At 36.0% G+C, this 19,082-nt stretch carries 18 protein-coding genes; 11 read left to right on the top strand and 7 right to left on the bottom strand.

Going from position 1 to position 19,082, the window contains the following annotated elements; translation table 11 throughout:
• Window positions 1-48: 48 nt before the first annotated feature.
• From DRF59_RS02700 to DRF59_RS02690, 3 genes are all read left to right on the top strand, one after another.
• On the top strand, window positions 49-2,634 hold the full coding sequence (locus DRF59_RS02700; RefSeq protein ID WP_115956752.1) for a putative LPS assembly protein LptD: 2,586 nt from the start codon (window positions 49-51) through the stop codon (window positions 2,632-2,634).
• A 131-nt stretch (window positions 2,635-2,765) separates the two neighbouring features.
• Entirely contained in the window at window positions 2,766-3,146 is a 381-nt protein-coding gene (locus DRF59_RS02695; RefSeq protein ID WP_115956751.1) for a RidA family protein, read from the top strand.
• Window positions 3,146-3,601: a hypothetical protein gene (locus tag DRF59_RS02690; protein ID WP_115956750.1), complete on the top strand. Its 456-nt coding sequence runs from the start codon at window positions 3,146-3,148 to the stop codon at window positions 3,599-3,601. Before DRF59_RS02695 ends, DRF59_RS02690 begins: the two co-directional genes overlap by 1 nt.
• A gap of 49 nt (window positions 3,602-3,650) precedes the next feature.
• Here the strand turns inward: DRF59_RS02690 and DRF59_RS02685 are convergent, their stop codons facing one another.
• The gene (locus DRF59_RS02685; protein WP_115956749.1) at window positions 3,651-5,180 is read right to left on the bottom strand and encodes a trypsin-like peptidase domain-containing protein; all 1,530 of its coding nucleotides are present in this window, start codon (window positions 5,178-5,180) and stop codon (window positions 3,651-3,653) included.
• A 348-nt stretch (window positions 5,181-5,528) separates the two neighbouring features.
• On the opposite strand from DRF59_RS02685, the gene trhO reads away from it, so the two are divergent.
• Genes trhO through DRF59_RS02665 form a run of 4 tightly spaced genes read left to right on the top strand, consistent with a single transcriptional unit; the run spans window position 5,529 to window position 9,003 of the window.
• Window positions 5,529-6,890 carry an oxygen-dependent tRNA uridine(34) hydroxylase TrhO gene (gene trhO, locus DRF59_RS02680; protein ID WP_115956748.1) on the top strand — a complete coding sequence of 454 codons (1,362 nt, stop codon included), beginning with the start codon at window positions 5,529-5,531 and terminating at the stop codon, window positions 6,888-6,890.
• A gap of 57 nt (window positions 6,891-6,947) precedes the next feature.
• On the top strand, window positions 6,948-8,192 hold the full coding sequence (locus DRF59_RS02675; protein ID WP_115956747.1) for a peptidase U32 family protein: 1,245 nt from the start codon (window positions 6,948-6,950) through the stop codon (window positions 8,190-8,192).
• Window positions 8,192-8,422, top strand: coding sequence for a ferredoxin (locus DRF59_RS02670; RefSeq protein ID WP_115956746.1), 231 nt, complete (start codon window positions 8,192-8,194; stop codon window positions 8,420-8,422). Before DRF59_RS02675 ends, DRF59_RS02670 begins: the two co-directional genes overlap by 1 nt.
• 5 nt (window positions 8,423-8,427) lie before the next feature.
• Window positions 8,428-9,003, top strand: coding sequence for a 5-formyltetrahydrofolate cyclo-ligase (locus tag DRF59_RS02665; protein ID WP_115956745.1), 576 nt, complete (start codon window positions 8,428-8,430; stop codon window positions 9,001-9,003).
• Here the strand turns inward: DRF59_RS02665 and DRF59_RS02660 are convergent.
• Both DRF59_RS02660 and DRF59_RS02655 read right to left on the bottom strand, forming a co-directional pair.
• Complete coding sequence (locus tag DRF59_RS02660) at window positions 8,952-9,530, bottom strand: hypothetical protein (RefSeq protein ID WP_115956744.1); 579 nt, start codon at window positions 9,528-9,530, stop codon at window positions 8,952-8,954. The two genes, DRF59_RS02665 and DRF59_RS02660, sit on opposite strands and share 52 nt — an antisense overlap.
• Window positions 9,514-10,686 carry a hypothetical protein gene (locus DRF59_RS02655; RefSeq protein WP_115956743.1) on the bottom strand — a complete coding sequence of 391 codons (1,173 nt, stop codon included), beginning with the start codon at window positions 10,684-10,686 and terminating at the stop codon, window positions 9,514-9,516. The genes DRF59_RS02660 and DRF59_RS02655 overlap by 17 nt, the downstream gene beginning before the upstream one ends.
• 183 nt (window positions 10,687-10,869) lie before the next feature.
• Between DRF59_RS02655 and DRF59_RS02650 the strand changes: the two genes are divergently transcribed.
• Window positions 10,870-11,208, top strand: coding sequence for a hypothetical protein (locus DRF59_RS02650; RefSeq protein ID WP_115956742.1), 339 nt, complete (start codon window positions 10,870-10,872; stop codon window positions 11,206-11,208).
• A gap of 106 nt (window positions 11,209-11,314) precedes the next feature.
• Here DRF59_RS02650 and DRF59_RS02645 read toward each other — a convergent pair whose 3' ends face one another.
• The 4 genes from DRF59_RS02645 to rmuC form a co-directional block, all read right to left on the bottom strand.
• A complete protein-coding gene (locus DRF59_RS02645; RefSeq protein WP_115956741.1) occupies window positions 11,315-12,082 on the bottom strand; it encodes a TrmH family RNA methyltransferase in 768 nt (255 codons plus the stop codon).
• Between the two features lie 20 nt (window positions 12,083-12,102).
• A complete protein-coding gene (locus tag DRF59_RS02640) occupies window positions 12,103-12,894 on the bottom strand; it encodes a CPBP family intramembrane glutamic endopeptidase (protein ID WP_115956740.1) in 792 nt (263 codons plus the stop codon).
• A gap of 91 nt (window positions 12,895-12,985) precedes the next feature.
• Window positions 12,986-13,825 carry a LytTR family DNA-binding domain-containing protein gene (locus DRF59_RS02635; RefSeq protein ID WP_115956739.1) on the bottom strand — a complete coding sequence of 280 codons (840 nt, stop codon included), beginning with the start codon at window positions 13,823-13,825 and terminating at the stop codon, window positions 12,986-12,988.
• A 129-nt stretch (window positions 13,826-13,954) separates the two neighbouring features.
• Window positions 13,955-15,469, bottom strand: a complete 1,515-nt coding sequence (rmuC, locus tag DRF59_RS02630; RefSeq protein ID WP_407643379.1) for a DNA recombination protein RmuC — start codon at window positions 15,467-15,469, stop codon at window positions 13,955-13,957.
• 136 nt (window positions 15,470-15,605) lie between these two features.
• On the opposite strand from rmuC, the gene DRF59_RS02625 reads away from it, so the two are divergent.
• The 3 genes from DRF59_RS02625 (at window position 15,606) to DRF59_RS02615 (ending at window position 19,076) form a co-directional block, all read left to right on the top strand.
• Entirely contained in the window at window positions 15,606-16,280 is a 675-nt protein-coding gene (locus DRF59_RS02625; RefSeq protein ID WP_115956737.1) for a response regulator transcription factor, read from the top strand.
• A 2-nt stretch (window positions 16,281-16,282) separates the two neighbouring features.
• Window positions 16,283-17,641 (top strand): sensor histidine kinase, encoded by a 1,359-nt coding sequence (locus DRF59_RS02620; RefSeq protein ID WP_115956736.1) that lies wholly within the window; start codon window positions 16,283-16,285, stop codon window positions 17,639-17,641.
• Window positions 17,642-17,792: 151 nt separating this feature from the next.
• Window positions 17,793-19,076 carry a TolC family protein gene (locus tag DRF59_RS02615; RefSeq protein WP_115956735.1) on the top strand — a complete coding sequence of 428 codons (1,284 nt, stop codon included), beginning with the start codon at window positions 17,793-17,795 and terminating at the stop codon, window positions 19,074-19,076.
• The last annotated feature ends 6 nt before the right edge of the window (window positions 19,077-19,082 follow it).

Raw genomic sequence — 19,082 nt, 5'->3', positions numbered from 1 at the left:
AGTTATAAAAATTATATTAATTTTGGGCCTTAATTATATAGAATAAAATTGGCCAAAACCGTCCTCAAAAATATATTACAAATTTTAATTATCCTAATTTTTAACAATTTTTTAGCACAGGAAACGCCTGAAAAATTGCCTAAAAATGAGGTTAATGATACTATTTCCAAAAAGGATACCATAGTTGCAAAAAAAGAAGCTTTGGATGATGTTTTACGTACAAAGGCAGATGATCAGAGAAGGGATATTCCAAAAAAAATGACATTCCTCAATAAAAATGCCCAGGTAAAGTATCAGGATATGCAGATTGATGCAGATTATATTTCTATTGATGATAACAAAAATATGATCTATGCCCGTGGGAAACAGGATTCTTTAGGAAAGATTATTGAACCTGTAATTACCATGCAGGGAGGGAAAAAGTATGAGACAAGCGAATTCAGCTATAATACCAAAACGAAGCAGGCTATAGCTTATAATGCCCGGACTGAAGAAAGTGAAGGAGTTATTATAGCGCAGAAAACCAAAAAGTATAATGACTCTGTATTTGCTATGAAAAGAGCAGATTATACAACGGATGATTACTTTATCAAGAAAAAAGATACTGCGGCCGATTACTTTATGAGAGCTTCGAATATCAAGCTTATTAAATCTAAAAATAAATCGCAGATTGTTACGGGGCCTATTCAGATGTACATTGAACAGGTGCCGACTCCATTGGTTATGCCATTTGCGATTCTTCCGTTTTCAGAAAAAAGGGCTGCAGGTATTCTCATTCCCAGCTTTGGAGAGCGGGAAGATGTTGGTTTTTTCCTTAACGGAATAGGATATTATCAGCCGATAGGTGAACATTTTGACCTTAAAGTACTGGCAGATATTTATACAAAAGGAAGCTGGAATCTGCGTCCTCAGATGAATTACCAGAAGAAATACCGCTATTCGGGGAGTTTTAATGCAGACGTGGGGACTATGGTAAGAGGGATAAAAGGGCTGGATGATTACACTAGAAACAGTACCTACAGGATTAACTGGACCCACTCTCAGGATACAAAAGCCAATCCTTTTCTAACATTCAGCGCATCGGTGGATATTGTAAGTACTAAATTTTACAATAATCCATTAAATAACAATTATATTTTTAATCAAAATGTATTGAATACACAACAGAACTCTACGGTAACCCTTACCAAGAGATTCTTAAAACTACCGATAACCATTACAGGAACAGCATCCTATTCTCAAAACTTTGCGACAGGGTTAGCTGATCTTCGCCTTCCACAGATGAATGTTGCGGTAAACCAATTTTACCTTTTTAAATCAAAAACCGGGGTGAGACAGGGTCTTCTGGAAAATATTACGGTAAATACAGGATTTAACCTTACAAACTTTGTCAATACACAGGAAAATGAATTGTTTACAAAAGCAATGTGGGATAAGATGCAGACCGGACTAAAAAATAATATTGCACTGGCAACCAATACTACTTTGGCCAAATATTTTACCTTCAGCTTAAGTGCTAATATTGATAATGCCTTAACCACAAAATCATTAAACAGATATTATGACCCTGTAAAGAATGTTACGGTAGATGAGATCAATAAAAAATTTGCAGGATATTCTACATTTTCTACTACGGCCAGTCTTCAGACAACTCTTTACGGTATGCTGAAATTTAAAAAAGGATCTGCCGTGGAGGCAGTCAGACATATGATGACTCCAAGCATCGGCTTTACTTATTCCCCTGATTTTTCAAGCCCGAATTTCGGATATTATAAAAATTATTATGATGCAAACGGAGCACTTACTCCGTATTCAATTTTTGAAAAAGGCATTGTAGGTAGTCCGTCAAGCGGATTGGTGGGAGCGTTAGGTTTTAATATAGGAAACAATATTGAAATGAAGGTAAAGTCTAAAAAAGATTCTACCGGAGTAAAAAAAATTAAAATCTTTGAATCACTAAACCTTTCAGGGAACTATAACTTTGCAGCTAAAGATCATCCCTGGTCAATTATTTCCATAAACGGACAGTCTTCTTTCTTTAACAGTAAACTGACAGTTAATACAAGCCTTACTCTTGATCCGTACAGAATCGCATTTGTTCCGGGTCAGGATACAGGGATAAGAACAGAAGAATTCGGACATTTCAGCGTACAGGGATTCAATATTCAGCTGTCATATCCTTTAAGCAGTGAGCTCTTTGGAGAGAAAACAGATTATGCTAAAAAATATTCATCAAAAGGAGAGGTCCGAAATGAAAATTATTATTTTGACGATGATAATTATGCTCATTTTGATCAGGCATGGACTTTAAATGTTAATGCAAATTATGCTTATTCGAAAGGGCTGAACAGATTTGGAAGTAAGATTGCATCAATAGGTCTGGATGGAAGTATCAAGCTCACCCCGTACTGGAATATCAATGGAAGTACCCACTATGATATGGTTACAAAGCAACTGGCATACACGAGAATCGGCTTCTCAAGAGATCAGCGAAGTTTTACCATTAATTTTAACTGGGTTCCTTTCGGACAGTATAAAGTATATGACTTCTTTATCGGGATAAAAGCCAATATTTTAAGTGATGCCCTGAAATACAAAGACAGAAGCTTCACCCAGCCTAATGCACCTTTCTAATCTCAGATTGTCATTTGAGAATATAAATTTTATATTTGCAGTCAAATAAACCTGAAAAATTACTGTTAATAATATGATGTGGCAGTCATAAAAACAGATGGTATAGATCTAATAAAAAAATAAATATCCGTATGAAACAAATAATCAATACAGTTAACGCACCTGCAGCTATCGGGCCCTATTCACAAGCTAATATGGCAAACGGAGTTTTATATATATCCGGTCAGATCCCTGTAGATCCGGCAACTGGTAAATTGGTAGAGGGAATTGAAAAAGAAACACATCAGGTGATGAAAAACCTGGAGGCTATTCTTACAGAAGCCGGAATGACTTTCAAAAATGTTGTAAAGGCAACGATCTTCCTTAAGAATATGGATGATTTTGCCGTAATGAATGATATTTACGCGTCTTATTTAGATGCAGATAGCTATCCTGCCCGTGAGACAGTGCAGGTTTCTTGTCTGCCTAAAAATGTGGATATTGAAATTTCTATGATTGCACATCAGGATTAATGAATTTTATAAGAAATACAATTGCGGTGCTGATTGGTCTTGGTATAGCCGGGCTTATTATTACTCTTGGTATAAGGGCGTTTCCGCAATGGGTAACTTTTGAAGCTTTTGCTCCGTTTGAGCACTGGCAGAGGTTTCTTTTCAGCATGAAAGATGATAAGGCATTCTTCGGCTTCCTTTTGTTTATTTCCGGACTGGGAACTACCATCGGTGGCGTTGCAACGGCTATCATCGTTAAATATGCTAAAGTAGCCTATGCTATTCTTATCGGTTTTATCATGCTCTTTATCGCAATGCTGGATGTTATTATTTTTCCTTATCATCCAACATTTTATAAGATCTCCATTTTTCTCACCTTTTTTCCGTTTTCCTGGATAGGGGGTAAAATTGTAGAAGTGATTTATGAAAGAAATAAGAAGAAAAGAATTGCTGAAAAAATGAATAAAACTAAATAAAAAATGCTCTGGATTCCAGAGCATTTTTTATTTAGAAAACTTGTTTTAATTAAGGCATTTTAAACCCTTTCGTATAGATTCTTCCGTAGTCGTCCACAAATTTCACCTGTACATTCCCCTGGTATTTATCCAATACTTTTTCAACATCCTTTTGTGAATTCACCGGCTTGCCATTGATCTCTATAATGATGTAGTTGTCTACAATTCCTATTTTAGCCATCTCACTTCCTTCTGTTACATTTTTAGCAACCACACCGCTGTTTAATCCATATTCAGTTTTGAATCTGTCATTAAGCGGATCGAATTCAGCACCGATTTTTTCAGTAACACTAAGGTCTGCTTTGGTTCTTGTGGAAGTGCCTCCTTTCTGATCTTTAAGGGTTACTGTGGTAGTATTTTCCTTACCGGCTCTTACATAGGTTACCAGAACTTTATCACCGGGACGTTTGCTTCCGATCGACATTGAAAGATCTGCAAAATCTGTAATGGCATAATTATCTACTTTAGTAATGATGTCTCCTTTTTTCAAACCTGCATCTTCAGCACCACTGTTATCCCCGAATCCTGTAACATATACTCCTGAACCGGCCTTCAGGTTTGTCTTATTTTGCTTATTGTAAGCAGCTACCAATTGATCGTTTGAAAGATCTAAAGACTGAACTCCCAGGAATCCTCTCTGAACAATTCCGAACTTTTTGATATCCTCCACTATTTTTCTGGCAAGATTAGCCGGAACAGCAAATCCGTACCCCTGGTAGTATCCTGTGGTAGACTGAATTGCTGAGTTTATTCCGATAAGATCGCCGTTAGTATTTACCAGCGCACCACCGGAGTTACCGGGATTAATTGCGGCATCCGTCTGGATAAAACTTTCAATAGGGTTGGCAGCTTTGCCCTGACTTCCTAAAATTCCGATCCCTCTTCCCTTGGCAGAAACGATACCAGCTGTTACCGTTGAATTTAAGCCCAGCGGATTTCCTACAGCAAGTACCCATTGTCCTACTTCTATATTATCTGAGTTGGCAAAATTTAAATAAGGGAGACCTTTTTCTTCGATCTTTAATAATGATATATCTGTATTAGGGTCTGTTCCCACCAGAGTTGCAATATATGATTTCTTATTGCTTAAAACCACTTCCAGTTTATTTGCACCTGCCACAACGTGATTGTTCGAAATAATATATCCGTCCGGGGAAATGATAACTCCTGAACCCATCCCTGATGGCATATTGTCCGGAGCCTGCTGCTGCCTTTGTCTTTGCTGGCCTCTTCCTCCAAATGGATCCCCAAAGAAAAAATCGAACAGATCCTGCTCCGATGCTCTGCTCGAAGTACGGTTCTGGTAGTTTTTAATAGTAACAACAGCAGGAACTGTTGTTTTTGCTGCCTTTACGAAATCATCACCCACTGCTCCGGTATTCATTCCCGCAAATGTGGCCGTAGGTGCTGCCGTTGTAAAATAAGACTGATCCCCGTTATTGGAATTATGTCCAAAATATTGTATTGCTCCAACGGTAGTAGCTCCGGAAATGACTCCAACTACTGCAAATGGTAATAGTTTTTTTAAAGTACTCTTCATTGTATATCTTTCTTGTTTATTAATTAATTTCCTTTTTATGTTTTTGAGTAAACAAATTTAATGTTAAATAAGTAAGCAATTAGTATGCTATGTTTCAATTTTAACTAAAATTTAACGGCTGTTATGTCATTTTATACATTATGTCATAATTGTTAATGTCATAGTTAACAAAACTTAAAAAAATATTAAAGTAATAAAGTTTCTCCTCTTTAAATATATTTAATAAAAAAAACATACCCAACTCATAGGTGCTGTCCATTATTTCCTCCTGTTCCGGCCTGATTTTATCTTAATCCGGAAAATTATTATCTTTGCAAAAATATTTTTCTCACTTAAAACGTTTATAGCATGCAACTGTATAACACCTTAAGCGCAGAAGAAAGAGCTAAACTTATTGATGAGGCCGGTAAAGACCGTCTTACTTTGTCTTTCTATGCGTATGCCAAAATTGAAGATCCCAAAAAATTTCGCGACGAATTATTTATAGCCTGGAATGCACTTGATGCTCTTGGACGTATTTATGTTGCACATGAAGGAATTAACGCTCAGATGAGTGTACCTGCTGATAATTTTGAGGCTTTTCGCAATACGCTGGAAGTTTATGACTTCATGAAAGGAATCCGTTTAAATGTAGCGGTAGATCAGGATAATTATTCTTTTTTAAAATTAACTATAAAAGTCAGAAATAAAATTGTTGCTGACGGCTTGAATGATGAAACTTTTGATGTTACCAACAAAGGAGTTCATCTGAAAGCAAGGGAATTTAATGATCTTCTTGAAGATCCGAATACGATCGTAGTAGATTTCAGAAACCATTACGAAAGCGAAGTAGGTCATTTTGAGGGTGCTATTACTCCGGATGTGGAAAATTTCAGAGAGAGTCTGCCGATTATTAATGAACAATTGCAGGACTTTAAAGAAGATAAAAACCTGTTGATGTATTGTACAGGAGGAATCCGTTGTGAAAAGGCCAGTGCCTACTTTAAACATCAGGGGTTCAAAAACGTATACCAGCTTGAAGGAGGAATTATTGAATATACCCGACAAATAAAAGAAGAGGGGATACCGAGTAAATTTATTGGAAAGAACTTTGTATTTGATCACAGGCTGGGTGAAAGGATTACAGATGATATTATTTCGCAATGCCACCAATGTGGTAAACCATGTGATAATCATACCAATTGTTCTAATGATGCATGTCATTTATTGTTTATTCAATGTGACGAATGTAAGGCGGCAATGGAAAACTGCTGTTCTACAGAATGCCTTGAAACGATCCATTTACCATTAGAGGAACAATTGCGTTTAAGAAAAGGCAAACAGGTAGGAAACAAAGTATTCAGGAAAGGAAAGTCCGATGCTTTGAAATTTAAAAAGTCTGGTGATTTACCAAATAAACCTTTAGCAAAAGCTGAAACAAAAAATATCCGCCAGAAGATTGCTGTTAAAAAAGAACTGATTGGTAGAGCAGAACATTACTATTCAAAATCAAAAATTGCACAGTTTTTAATTGAGCATAAAGCGTTATCAGTTGGAGATAAAGTATTAATTTCAGGTCCTACAACGGGGGAACAGCAAGTTACCATTACTGAAATCTATGCTAATGGAGGTCCTTGTGAAACCGCTAAGATGGGAGATCAGATTACTTTGGAGCTTCCATTCAGAGTTCGCTTATCTGATAAGCTGTACAGAATTGTGCAGGATGCATAATGCAGAACTTTCAATAAATTATTTCTGTTTTAACAACTTAATAATTCAGGGCTTAAAATGACAACAAGCGGAAAAATAGAATTGATGTCTCCTGCAGGAGATTTCATATCGCTTCAGGCGGCTATAGATAATGGTGCTGACTCTGTCTATTTTGGAGTTGAACAACTCAATATGCGTGCAAGAGCAACAATGAACTTTACCATTGATGATCTGCCGGAAATCGCCAGAAGATGTGCTGAAAAAGGAGTAAGAACGTATCTTACCCTTAACACCATAATATATGATCATGATCTGTCTATCGTTAGAACACTTTTAGATAAAGCTAAAGAAGCAGGTCTTACAGCAGTAATTGCAATGGATCAGGCTGTAATCTCTTATGCAAGACAAATTGGCATGGAGGTGCATATTTCTACCCAGATTAATATAACCAATATTGAGACCGTAAAATTCTATGCTCTTTTTGCTGATACAATGGTGATGAGCCGTGAATTGAGTATCAGTCAGATCAAAAAAATCTGTACTCAGATTGAAAAAGACCAGGTTAAAGGACCATCCGGTAATCTTGTTGAAGTGGAAATTTTCGGGCATGGTGCCTTATGTATGGCTGTATCCGGGAAGTGTTATCTAAGCCTGCATTCCCATAATTCTTCAGCAAACAGAGGTGCCTGCAAACAGAACTGCCGGAAAAAATACACTGTGATTGATCAGGAATCAGGTTTTGAAATTGAACTTGATAATGAATATATGATGTCCCCCAAAGACCTTTGTACAATTGGTTTTCTGAATCAGATTGCAGATGCCGGGGTAAAAGTCCTGAAGATAGAAGGAAGAGGAAGGGCTCCGGAATATGTAGCAACAGTTACAAAATGTTATAGAGAAGCAATTGACAGTATTGCTGAAGGAACGTTTTCCCAGGAAAAAGTTGATGAATGGATGAAACTCCTGGAAACTGTATACAATAGAGGTTTCTGGAGTGGGTATTATCTTGGACAGGAGCTTGGTGATTGGTCTTCGAACTCAGGGTCCAGCGCAACACAAAAGAAAGTCTATATAGGAAAAGGGCGGCATTTCTATCCGAAAGCCAATATCGCAGAGTTTTTGGTTGAAGCCTATGATATTTCTGTAGGAGACAGTGTGCTTATACAGGGACCTACTACAGGATCACGGGAAATGATCATCGAAAACATGATCGTTGATAAGAAGGAAGGAGCTGATAAGGCAACTAAGTCTGATGTGATTACTTTCCCTACGAGGTTCCGTATACGACCAAGTGACAAGTTATATAAAATTGTTAAAACATAATGGTCATAGCTACACTTCAAAGAGATAAATGTATTGGTTGTAATTACTGTGTTGAATTCGCTCCGGAATATTTTAGAATGTCTAAAAAAGATGGTAAATCAGTATTGCTTAAGACAGTAGATAAAAAAGGTTTCTATACTTTAAAAACACCTGATCAGGAAGCATTTGAGCATTTGGAGAGAGCAGCTAACGCCTGTCCTGTGAAAATTATTTCTGTAAGAATCAATTAATAATTATGCTGAAAGCTGAACTTAGAAGAAAATATACCCAAAAAAGAAAGGCCTTGTCTACCGATGAGGCTTTCTTGTTATGTCAAAAGATTTTTGAAAACTTCATTCGGTATTTCAGTCCGAAAGAATCGCAGAAAGTACATATTTTTATCACGATTCCGGCAAGAATGGAAATTGATACCCAAATCTTCATTCAATACTTTTTAGCACAGAATATCCGTGTTTATGTGCCTAAAATTGTAGCTGATAAGCTGATTAATATTGAAATTTTTAAAGATACTGTTTTTGAAACCAACAGTTGGGGGATTTCGGAGCCTGTATCTAATGATGATTCCGGTGAAAATTACTTCCATTATGTGATTACCCCTTTATTATATTGTGATAAAAAAGGAAATAGGGTAGGATACGGTAAAGGATTTTATGACGGCTTGTTTCAAAGTATTTCTCCTGATTCAAAAAAAATCGGAATCAATTATTTTGACCCCGATGAAGATATCGATGATGTCTGGGAGAATGATATTCCCCTGGATTACTTGGTGACTCCCAGAGAAGTGCTGTCTTTCACCAGCGGCCTGGAATAAAAGTCCAGAAAATAAAATTTGAATTCCTTTTTCAGTTTTGGAGTAGAAAGAAGGATGTATTGTGCATTTTTTTCAAAGCTTCCCAATGATTTATTCTTGTCATCAAAATACTCTACATTGAATCTGGCATAATCCAATGTGTCTTTTTTATAAAACTCTTTATAAACATTAAGGTTATTGACCTTTACTGATCTTACTTTCAGGCTGTCCAATTCTGTGAATAACCTTTTAAAGGTCAATGAATCGGGTTTATGAAAATAGCTTTGCATCTGTGAGTATATTACTGTGTCTATTTCCGTATTCCTGTTGCCAGAAAGGTAAAGAGTAGATAAATCCAGTAATTCCTGAACTTTTTGTTTGGTTATAGAGTTGATTGCCTGCATGCTGTCCATCTGTACTGCAGGGTAGCTTTTGGTATTGTTACTGTTTCGGAGTTTTTCCAGATCGCTAATCTCAGTCTTTTTATTACAGGCAAAGATTACCAGGGAAAGCACTGCAAAAACTAAAAAATTATTTATTCTTTTCATCTGTGGATGCGATTTTAAATTTGATGGATATGATCTTACCGTTAGTATCCTTTTTCATTTCTATTACATTAAGATTTTTTAATGAAGTAGTAGGAGTGGTCACCAGGGTAATATATTTTTGTTTGTCAAGTCTTTCTATACCGTAAGTGTCATTATCATAAACCTGGTATATCACAGCATTATTGCTGATTAAATTTTCTAACTGATTTCTTTTTTGTTTAATCAGTGCGACCTGTTCCTGTGGATTTCCTCCTTTTACATCTTTTATCGAGAAATAATAGGCCGCCATTTTATAATCGTCAGGTTTAAGCTCAATCTTTTCTTCTTCAGGTGCATTTTCCAGGTTCCGGTTAACTTCCAGAGGTTCATAGAATGGCGCGCTGATGCGCATTTTAAGATTTTTGTCTTTTGTAGAATATAAAAAACATTCCCCCGGTTTGATCTTATACATAATAGGCGATTCATTTTCTTTGATCACCATGATGTCAAGGGTGTTGATGACATTTACACTTCGGTCTTTATCTATAAAGCAGTATTTGTAGGTTTTCGAAAATAGCACATCTTTAAAGCCCAGTAAACCGGTAACAGCTATCAAAACGGAAGTAACAAGTGCCCATGCATTCTTTTTGAAAAAGTTTTTTGCGGGAGGATCAATAGAATTTATTGAGGAATTTGTTTTTATGGTAACATCTTGATTATCAGTAGTTGATTTTTGTAAATCTCCGTTTTCAGGGGTTGGGATTTCAACTTTTTTGGCCTGAACTTCAGTTTTTGGAAGTTCAGGGGACACTGAAACGGTTTTTTCCAGTTCCTGAAGATTTTCATCCTCCTGATCTTCATTTTCCTGTAATAATTCTCCTGCAAAAAGATGTTGCTTTTTGAATTCATACCAAGAGTCATATCCCGCATAAATACTGAGTAAATTGAGCATGTCAATTCTGGGAAGCTTAGTGACCGGTGAGTTTTTGAAGTAGGTGTAAAAAGACTTTTCGCTGATATTGCCTTTGGCTTTTTTGCGAAGGTCTTCCTGGAAATATATAATATCTATACCCTTCCATTTTGAAATATCATCATGAGAAGGGGTGTATTCTTTCAAATATTGACTCTGGACATCCTTTTTTAGCTGTTCAAAGTGTAGTAGATCTAAATCTGTCAATTTTTTTAAAAATAATTAAATTGTTGATTATCAGTTGTGTTTTTTTGTAAAACTATTTTACAAAGGTATTACAATTATTTTTCATAGACAAATTTTCTAACTGCTCTACCTTTGTCTTGTTCAAATAACAGAACAGAAGAAAATTTTATAAAACAATATTAACAAAATTAAATTTAATTTATTATGAAAAAGTCATTATTCGTAGCTGCTATCGCTGCAATCTCTCTAGTTGCTTGTAAAAAAACTGAAGCTACTTCTACTGAAGGAACTACTGATTCTGCTGCTGCTACTGCTGATTCTGCTGCTGTTGTAGTTGATTCTGCTGCTAAAGTTGTTGATTCTGCTGCTACTACTGCTGTAGATGCTACTAAAGATGCTGCTGCTGCTACTACTGCTGCTGGAGCTGAAGTTGCTAAAGATGCTGCTGCTGGTGCTGCTGACGCTGCTAAAGGAGCTGCTGATGCTGCTAAAGGAGCTGCTGACGCTGCTAAAGATGCTGCAAAAGACGCTGCTAAGAAATAATTTTAGCATAAGCTTAAAAATAAAGGAACCGTTTCACCCTGTGAAACGGTTTTTTTATGCTCATAAGAGAAATAGTAATACCTAATTAATTCTATACGGAATATTATTATCCTTTTTTCTGTCTCAGAGATTCATAACAGGTAATGGCTACAGCATTGCTTAGATTCAGTGAGTCAATACTTCCGGCCATAGGGATCAGGGTGTTTTTACCTTTCCCGATCCAAAAATCACTTAAACCTGAATGTTCAGTACCGAATAATACAGCAGAACGCTGTTTGAAATCTCTTATATAAAGATCTTCAGCACTTTCGTCCATAAGGGTTGTGTAAATATTAAACTTGTTTTTCTGTAGGAAATCAAAAACTTCATTATTTTCAGCCTGATAAACTTCCATACCGAAAAGACAGCCAACACTCGATCTGATCACATTAGGATTGTAAAAGTCTGTTTTTCCATCCGCAACAATAAGGGCATTTATTCCAAAAGCTTCGCAGCTTCTTAAAATAGCTCCCAGATTTCCCGGCTTTTCTATACCTTCAACAATAATGACAGTAGCATTTTCTTTTGGATTGAAATCTGATAAAACATTTTCTTTAATCTGATAAATACCAATAATCCCTTCAGACGTTCCCCTATATGCTATTTTTTCATATACTCTTTCACTTACATAATGAATTTTCCCAAGAGGCAGCTTTCCTTTAAATATATTTTCACAGATAAAGAACTCCAGCGGTTCAAAATCATACTGGATGGCTCTTTCGTTTTCCTGCTGGCCCTCTACTACAAAAACTTTTGATTTTTTACGAAACCTGTTGTCAGTAAGGAGCTTAGTGACATTTTTTATTTTATCGTTTTGAAAACTTTCTATCAACATTCCGCAAAATTATGTAAAATTTATGATTGAACTTCCCTGGTTTTGATAAAAAGGTCTTTGCATTTGATTTCAAACGGAGATTTATTTTTCCTTTTCAAATGAATGATAAGTATAATCATAACGACAATTGAGCATACCTTATAAAGATTTCCATAAAGATTTCCGGAAACATTTTCTGATACATCGAAGATTTCCCAGTACAGATTCATAAAGAAATGAAGGAATATTGCGGTCCATAAGTTGTATTCCGATTCAAAATATACCCAGGCAAAGAATATGGAGCCTAAAAATGTGATAGCAAAGATCTCAGCAAGGACTGTAATGTTCTGGCTTTGATATAAATGTACCTGTGCAAACAGTAAAGAACCTGATAATGCAGATGACAAAAAACCAAGCCGGGTAAATCTATATATGATTCCGATCAGAAAGGCTCTGAAAATTATTTCTTCAAAAAATGCTGAAGATAGCGTATTAATGAACAGGGTTTCAACGTTTATTCTACTGATTGCTTTAAAATGAATTGAATAACCGATAAGCATTGGAAGGGTTCCGATAAAAGCTGGTGTAAATCCTTTGATAATAGGCTTGTTTAATGAAAATAGAGTCAGAATGTTTTTTTGGGGGAATAATACTTTTAAGGTAATTATCAATGGAATTAAAGTCACTGAATAGGCTGTTACATGAGCTAATGCTTTGCTGTGGAATATATTTTTTGAGAAATTCTGAATGGTTTTAAAATAAAAAAGATCAAAGAGATAATAGCTGATAAAGCCTAAAATAAAAATGAAAAAGAAGCGGATGTTTTTACTCATATCTGTTAATTTTTGAGCAAAAATGTGACTTTAAATCTTTCCTTTCCAGTTATTGTGATGAATAGCAAAGAATAGTGATGAACAACAAAGCTTAAGAATTCTGTTGTTTTATTTGAGGAATAATTGAAGAAATAAAAGTTCTTGAAACAGGAATTTCAAAATCAATTTCCGTAAGAATTAATTTATAACCCTGGGCATTCCCTTTAAGGCTTTTTACTCTTCCAAGATTAACAATATAAGAACGGTGACATTTTTTGATAAAATTTGTTTCGATTTGCATCAAAGCATTGGTAAGACTTATTCTGATCAGTATCTTTTTTACATTATTATTTTCCAAAAAATAAAATATACAATAATTTTCCATGGCCTGAATACATAGAAAATGATTCTCGTCGATGATGAGCTCAGTACTTTGTGTTGAAATTTTCAAGGGATTTTGTCGTAGTTCAGTAGTAGGCACCGTTATATGCTGAGAAATATCACGCGCAGAATTTTCATAAATATTCTTTAGATAGATATATCTTGATAAAACATATATGATAGAAATCGGGATGCCAACTGCCAGAGAATACAGAAACATGTAGAAAAAATTTCCCAGTTCAAGCTTTACATGGCTTAAAAATAAAGAATTGTAAAAGTAGGACAAAACAGATCCAATGAATAAAATAATGACTATTTTCAGGAATTCGGCTCCGATATTCCAGTGGGTGAACCGGGAGACCATAAGATTGGTAATTAAAAATGTGATTCCAAAAATAATACAATAGGGGAAGAGCAGTAAAAATTTGTAGGGATGTTGGAAGTTTTCCGTACCAAAAGGCTGAAAAATAATCAGAAACAGGTATACAGAAAGTCCGGCTCCCAGAGAGGAAACGAAAATTTCTTTGAAGGATTCGGATTTTGGATAAGGATATGATGCGTAGGAAAACATACAATCTATTTTATGAAACCGGAGCTTTCTGTTTTGATGTATTCGGCTGCTCAGGGGATTTTATAGGTATAATATTCCCTGCGATCATGAAAAGGCAACCTGCTGCAATGATGGGGGTAAAGGATCTTTTCACAGGAATTCGTTTTCTGATGGTTCAATAAGATTACTGTTGTCAATAAGGCTCTGTGGCAGATCTTTCTTGTTTTTGATTCCTAATGACTTCAGCTTTTGAGTCTGAATCACAAGATTATCATTTCCGGTGTACAGCTGTTTGTAGGCATCATTATATACATTCTTGGCCTGGTCAAGATTTCGACCTACTTTTTCCAGATTTTCCACAAAGCCTACAAATTTGTCATAGAGTTTGGCGCCGCGTTCTGCAATTTCCATAGAATTTCGGTTTTGATACTCCCGTTTCCAAAGATCGGCAATCAGTTTAAGTGAGGTAATCAGATTACTGGGGTTAAGCAAGAGGATTCTCCTTTCATAAGCATAATTCCAAAGATTTTGGTCAGCCTGCATTGCTGCAATATAGGCAGGTTCACTTGGGATAAACATCATCACAAAATCCAGCGATTTTCCATAGTCATCGTACGCTTTTTGACTTAGCTGATTAATATGATTCTTGATAGATCCAAGGTGCTGGTTCAGTTTCATTGCATAAACATCAGCATCGGTTTCATCTACCAATTCTGTGAAAGCAGTAAGAGATACTTTGGAATCAATGATAACATTTCTTTCATCAGGGTATTTTACCACAGCATCAGGCCGCATTTTCTTTCCGGAAAACTCCGAGAATAAAGCTTTATTATCTTCATCACGCAATTCATGCTCCAGAAAATATTCCCTTCCTTTTACCAATCCTGATTTTTCAAGAATACTTTCCAGGATCATTTCACCCCAGTTCCCCTGGGTTTTGCTTTCTCCTTTCAGAGCACGGGTAAGTTTTTTGGCATCTTCGGAAATCTGCTGGTTCAGTTCTGCCAGTTCTTTTACCTTTTCAGCAAGGGAGAAACGTTCTTTGTTTTCCTTTTCATACGCTTCATTCACCTTATTTTTTAAATCAGTAATTTTTTCCTGAAATGGTTCAAGGATATTTTTCAAATTATTCTGGTTCAAAGCTGTAAATTTTTCCGTCTTTTCTTCCAGGATTTTATTGGCCAGATTCTCAAACTGAAGTTTTGAATCTTCCTGAATTTTTGTAATTTCTTCTTTCTGGGTTACTAATAATTTCTGGAGGCTCTCATTTTTTGCAGAAAGCTCTGAGTTTTTGGCAAATATGTCCTGCTTTTCTGCAATCAGCGTTTCTATATAAGATGTCTGTTTGGAATTGGTTTGCTTCAGTTCCAAAAATTGAGTGTTCAGTGAAGAATATTCAGCAGAGATTTTGGCGAATTCATTTTTAAGATCGTTCAGCAGATCCTGATGAAGCAGACTCTGTTCTTTTTCTTTGTCGTTTTTCTGAATCAATTCCTGTATCTTCAGACCGGAATTTGCCAGATCGGAATTGATTTTAATATACTGGTTGTTTAATTCATTATAAGAACTTCTCGAAACGGTTGAAGATTTCAGGGCAAAGTATACCATAACGGCTCCCAGCAATCCGCCAACAATAAATCCGATAATTAAATAGGTCATCTCCATTCCTCAAAATTATGGAAAAAAGCCGGAAGTTTCTGCAGGGAATAGTGTTCAGAAAGAGATTTGAATCTGCCAGGACCTCCTGTCATATCCCTTTCTAAAATAGAATACCTATATTTATGGGAAATTTCGGGAATCTATGAATATTTTGTTGGTAGAAGATGATCAGAGAATAAGTAACTTTCTTATTAAAGGGCTCACTGAGGCAGGTTATAATATGACACTTGCTGATTCAGGTGAAAAAGCCAGAGAACTTCTTACGACATATGATTTTGATATTATTTTAATGGATATAATGCTGCCTGGACTGGATGGTATGCAGCTTACCCAGATTATAAGGTTTAAAGGAATTTATACTCCGATTATTGTTTTAAGTGCCTTAAACAGTCCGGATGATAAAATAAAGATGCTTGATCTGGGAGCAGATGATTATTTGTCTAAACCGTTCCATTTTGAGGAACTTATTTCAAGGATCAGGGCGTTAACCAGAAGAAATAAACTAAGCTATCAAAAAGAAAACCAGCTGCTATCCTGTGGTAATATTGTGATTGATACAGACCTTCACAAAGTTGCTCAGAATAATCAGGAGATCGAATTTTCCCCAACTGAATATAAGCTCTTTACTTTCCTGATGGAAAATAAAAACAAAGTATTGAGCAGGACCCAGATCCTGCATAAGGTATGGGGAATAGATTTTGATAATGCCACAAATGTAGTGGATGTGTATATTTCGTATATCAGGAATAAGATTGATGAGACTGACAAGAAAATTATCCATACCGTAAAAGGAACCGGATATGTAATCAAAGACTGAAAATGACGTTAAGGAACAGATTTACCCTTATCTCAAGCCTCTCTTTCGGCATTGTTTCTATTGTCACATTTGTGGTAATATTTTTTGCCTATTATGACAGCACAAAAATATTTTATTTTGAGAAACTGAGGAATACAGCGCTTATTTCAGCGATCTATTATCTTGAAAAAGATGAGCTTCCTAAAGACCGCCATGCCCAGATCAAAAAAGAGTATGATTATCTGATCCAGAATAACAGGGTTGCAGTTTTTAATCAGAACAATGTGGTCACATTCGGACAGAATCTGAGCGATCCCAATATAAAACTCCGCCATCTGCAGATTGCAAGGAATAATAAAGGTGTGCAGTTTATGTCTGACAACAGTTTTTATTACGGAATATTTTATCCTGATAATCAGGGGGATTTTGTGGTGTTTGTAAAATCATCCAATGATTCTTTCCGTTCCCAGATGATCCGGCTTTCTGTTATTATGCTGTCAGTCCTTGTGATCGGGCTGCTGGTCATTTACTTTCTCAGCAGGTATTTGTCAAAAATTGTTTATAAGCCGATCTCAAATGTAGTAGAACGCATTAATAAAGTTGATTATAACAATATTTCTACAGCAATCACTTCTACCAATACCAATGATGAGATTGAGGAACTGATTAAGTCATATAATAAATTACTGGGCAGGATTTCTGAAAGTATGTTACTTCAACAAAACTTTATCAATTATGTCTCCCACGAGTTCAAGACTCCTTTGGCTGCTATTTCCGGAAACCTTGAAGTTTTTGCCCAAAAAGACAGAACTCCGGAGGAGTATAAAAGTGTAGCTAAGGAATCTCTGGACCACGTCTATGAAATCGAGAATATTCTTAATAACCTATTACTGATGTCCGGGATGGCTAAGCTTGAAGCATCTCATAAACAAATAAGAATAGATGAACTTATTTGGAAGATCTATGCAAAACTTGAATCCGAAGCAAAGGAAAAGCAATCCGGCATTGCCATCCGGCTGAATGTTACACGTCCTGCATTGCTGGAATTTCCGGGAAATGAAACTTTGCTTTATCTCGCTTTATACAATATTGTACAAAATGCAATAAAATACTCTCAGGGTCCAGTGACCATTATATTGTCCGAAAAAAACAGTCGGTTACAAGTTGAAGTAAAAGACCATGGAAGAGGAATTCCGGAAGAGGATCTGACAAAAATTACAGAAACGTTTTACAGAGGAAAAAATGTGGATAATATCAAAGGAAGCGGCATAGGGCTTTCATTGTCAAAAAGCATCTTTGATCATCACCATATTTCCATGAAAATTGATTCTACAGTAAATAAAGGAACAGTTGTACTGCTTACTTTTCCTCTTAATATTTAATATATTATTTCCGCATACTATTCCTGGTTTCAGGTACGGAATTTTAGGTATGTTACTGCATTCTAATCAAACTCTAATGTTGGACTAACTGAATTTTAATTTCATTCGAAATTGAGTCTAATATCAGGAATATAATTTTGTGGTCTTAAATATGAGACTTTTGAACAAGATTATTTTTACACTATTTTATATTCATTACTTCGGTTTCTTTTCTGCGCAGATTTCCGATACCGTGAAAATCTCCCGAAAGGAAGCTGAAGCAGTTTTTCTTACCACCAATCTCGATCTTATTGCTCAGAAACTGGAGATCTCTCAGGCAGAAGCACGTGCTGTTCAGGCAAAATACTGGCCTAATCCCAAATTAAGTATCAGCGAAGTGAACCTATGGAGAACCTATGATATTGAAGAACAGCCCGCATTAATCGGAAACTGGGGTAAGAACACGCAGATCTCTGCCGAAATAGAGCAGGTTATTCAGACAGCCGGTAAAAGGAGAAAAAATATTGAGCTCCAGAAAATTGAAGTTGAGGGAGAAAAATATGAATTGCAGGAGGTACTGCGGGAACTCAAAAGAACCCTTAGAAATACCATTACGGAAATACTGTATAATCAGGAACAACAGAAGATCTATGAAAATCAGATCTCGTCTATTGAAAAGCTGACAAAATCGTATAACAGCCAATTAAACCTTGGGAATATCAGTAAAGCAGAATACATGCGCTTAAAGGCACAGGAGATTGAGTTTAAGAAAAGACTGATTTCCCTGAAACAGGGCCTTGAAGAGCATCAGACAGAATTAAAAGCTTTACTGATGATTCCGTCTTCAACTTATATTGTTATTTCTGATTCATTAACGATGCCGGAAAAGCAGTTTTCAGAAATGGAAATGGTCCAGTGGACAGAAAAAGCAAAAGAGAACCGCCCGGATATTATGATTTCTAAAAACAGAGAGAAACATGCCGAGAAAAATCTGGAAATACAAAATGCCATGAAGACTCCCGACGTTGCCGTTTCAATAGGATATGACCGGGGTGGAAATATTATGAAAGACTTTATTGGACTGGGAGTTTCTTTTGATCTCCCCATTTTTGACAGAAATAAAGGAAATATTCAGGATGCCAGGCTGGAGATTCAAAAAAAGAAAAATGAAACCCGGAAGAATATTCTGAAATCAGAAAATGAGATTTCTTCTGTTTTTAGAAATTACATCAGAACTCAGCAGATTTCCCGGGAAATTGACGATCATTATGAACTTACCCTTGATGGATTACTCGTCAGCCATGAAAAGAATTTCAGGTTAAGAAATATCAGTATGCTGGAATATATGGACTTTCTGGATACCTATATCGGAAATAAGATGGTCATACTCGATACCAAAAAAGAACTTAACGAATACTATGAAAACCTGCAATATGTTGTAGGTCAGGATTTATAATACATA

Origin of the sequence: Chryseobacterium flavum (assembly GCF_003385595.1) — a bacterium.
GTDB classification, from domain to species: Bacteria; Bacteroidota; Bacteroidia; order Flavobacteriales; family Weeksellaceae; genus Chryseobacterium; species Chryseobacterium flavum.
The sequence above is the reverse complement of the archived record's forward strand: the minus strand, read 5'-3'. Positions and strand labels throughout refer to the sequence as shown.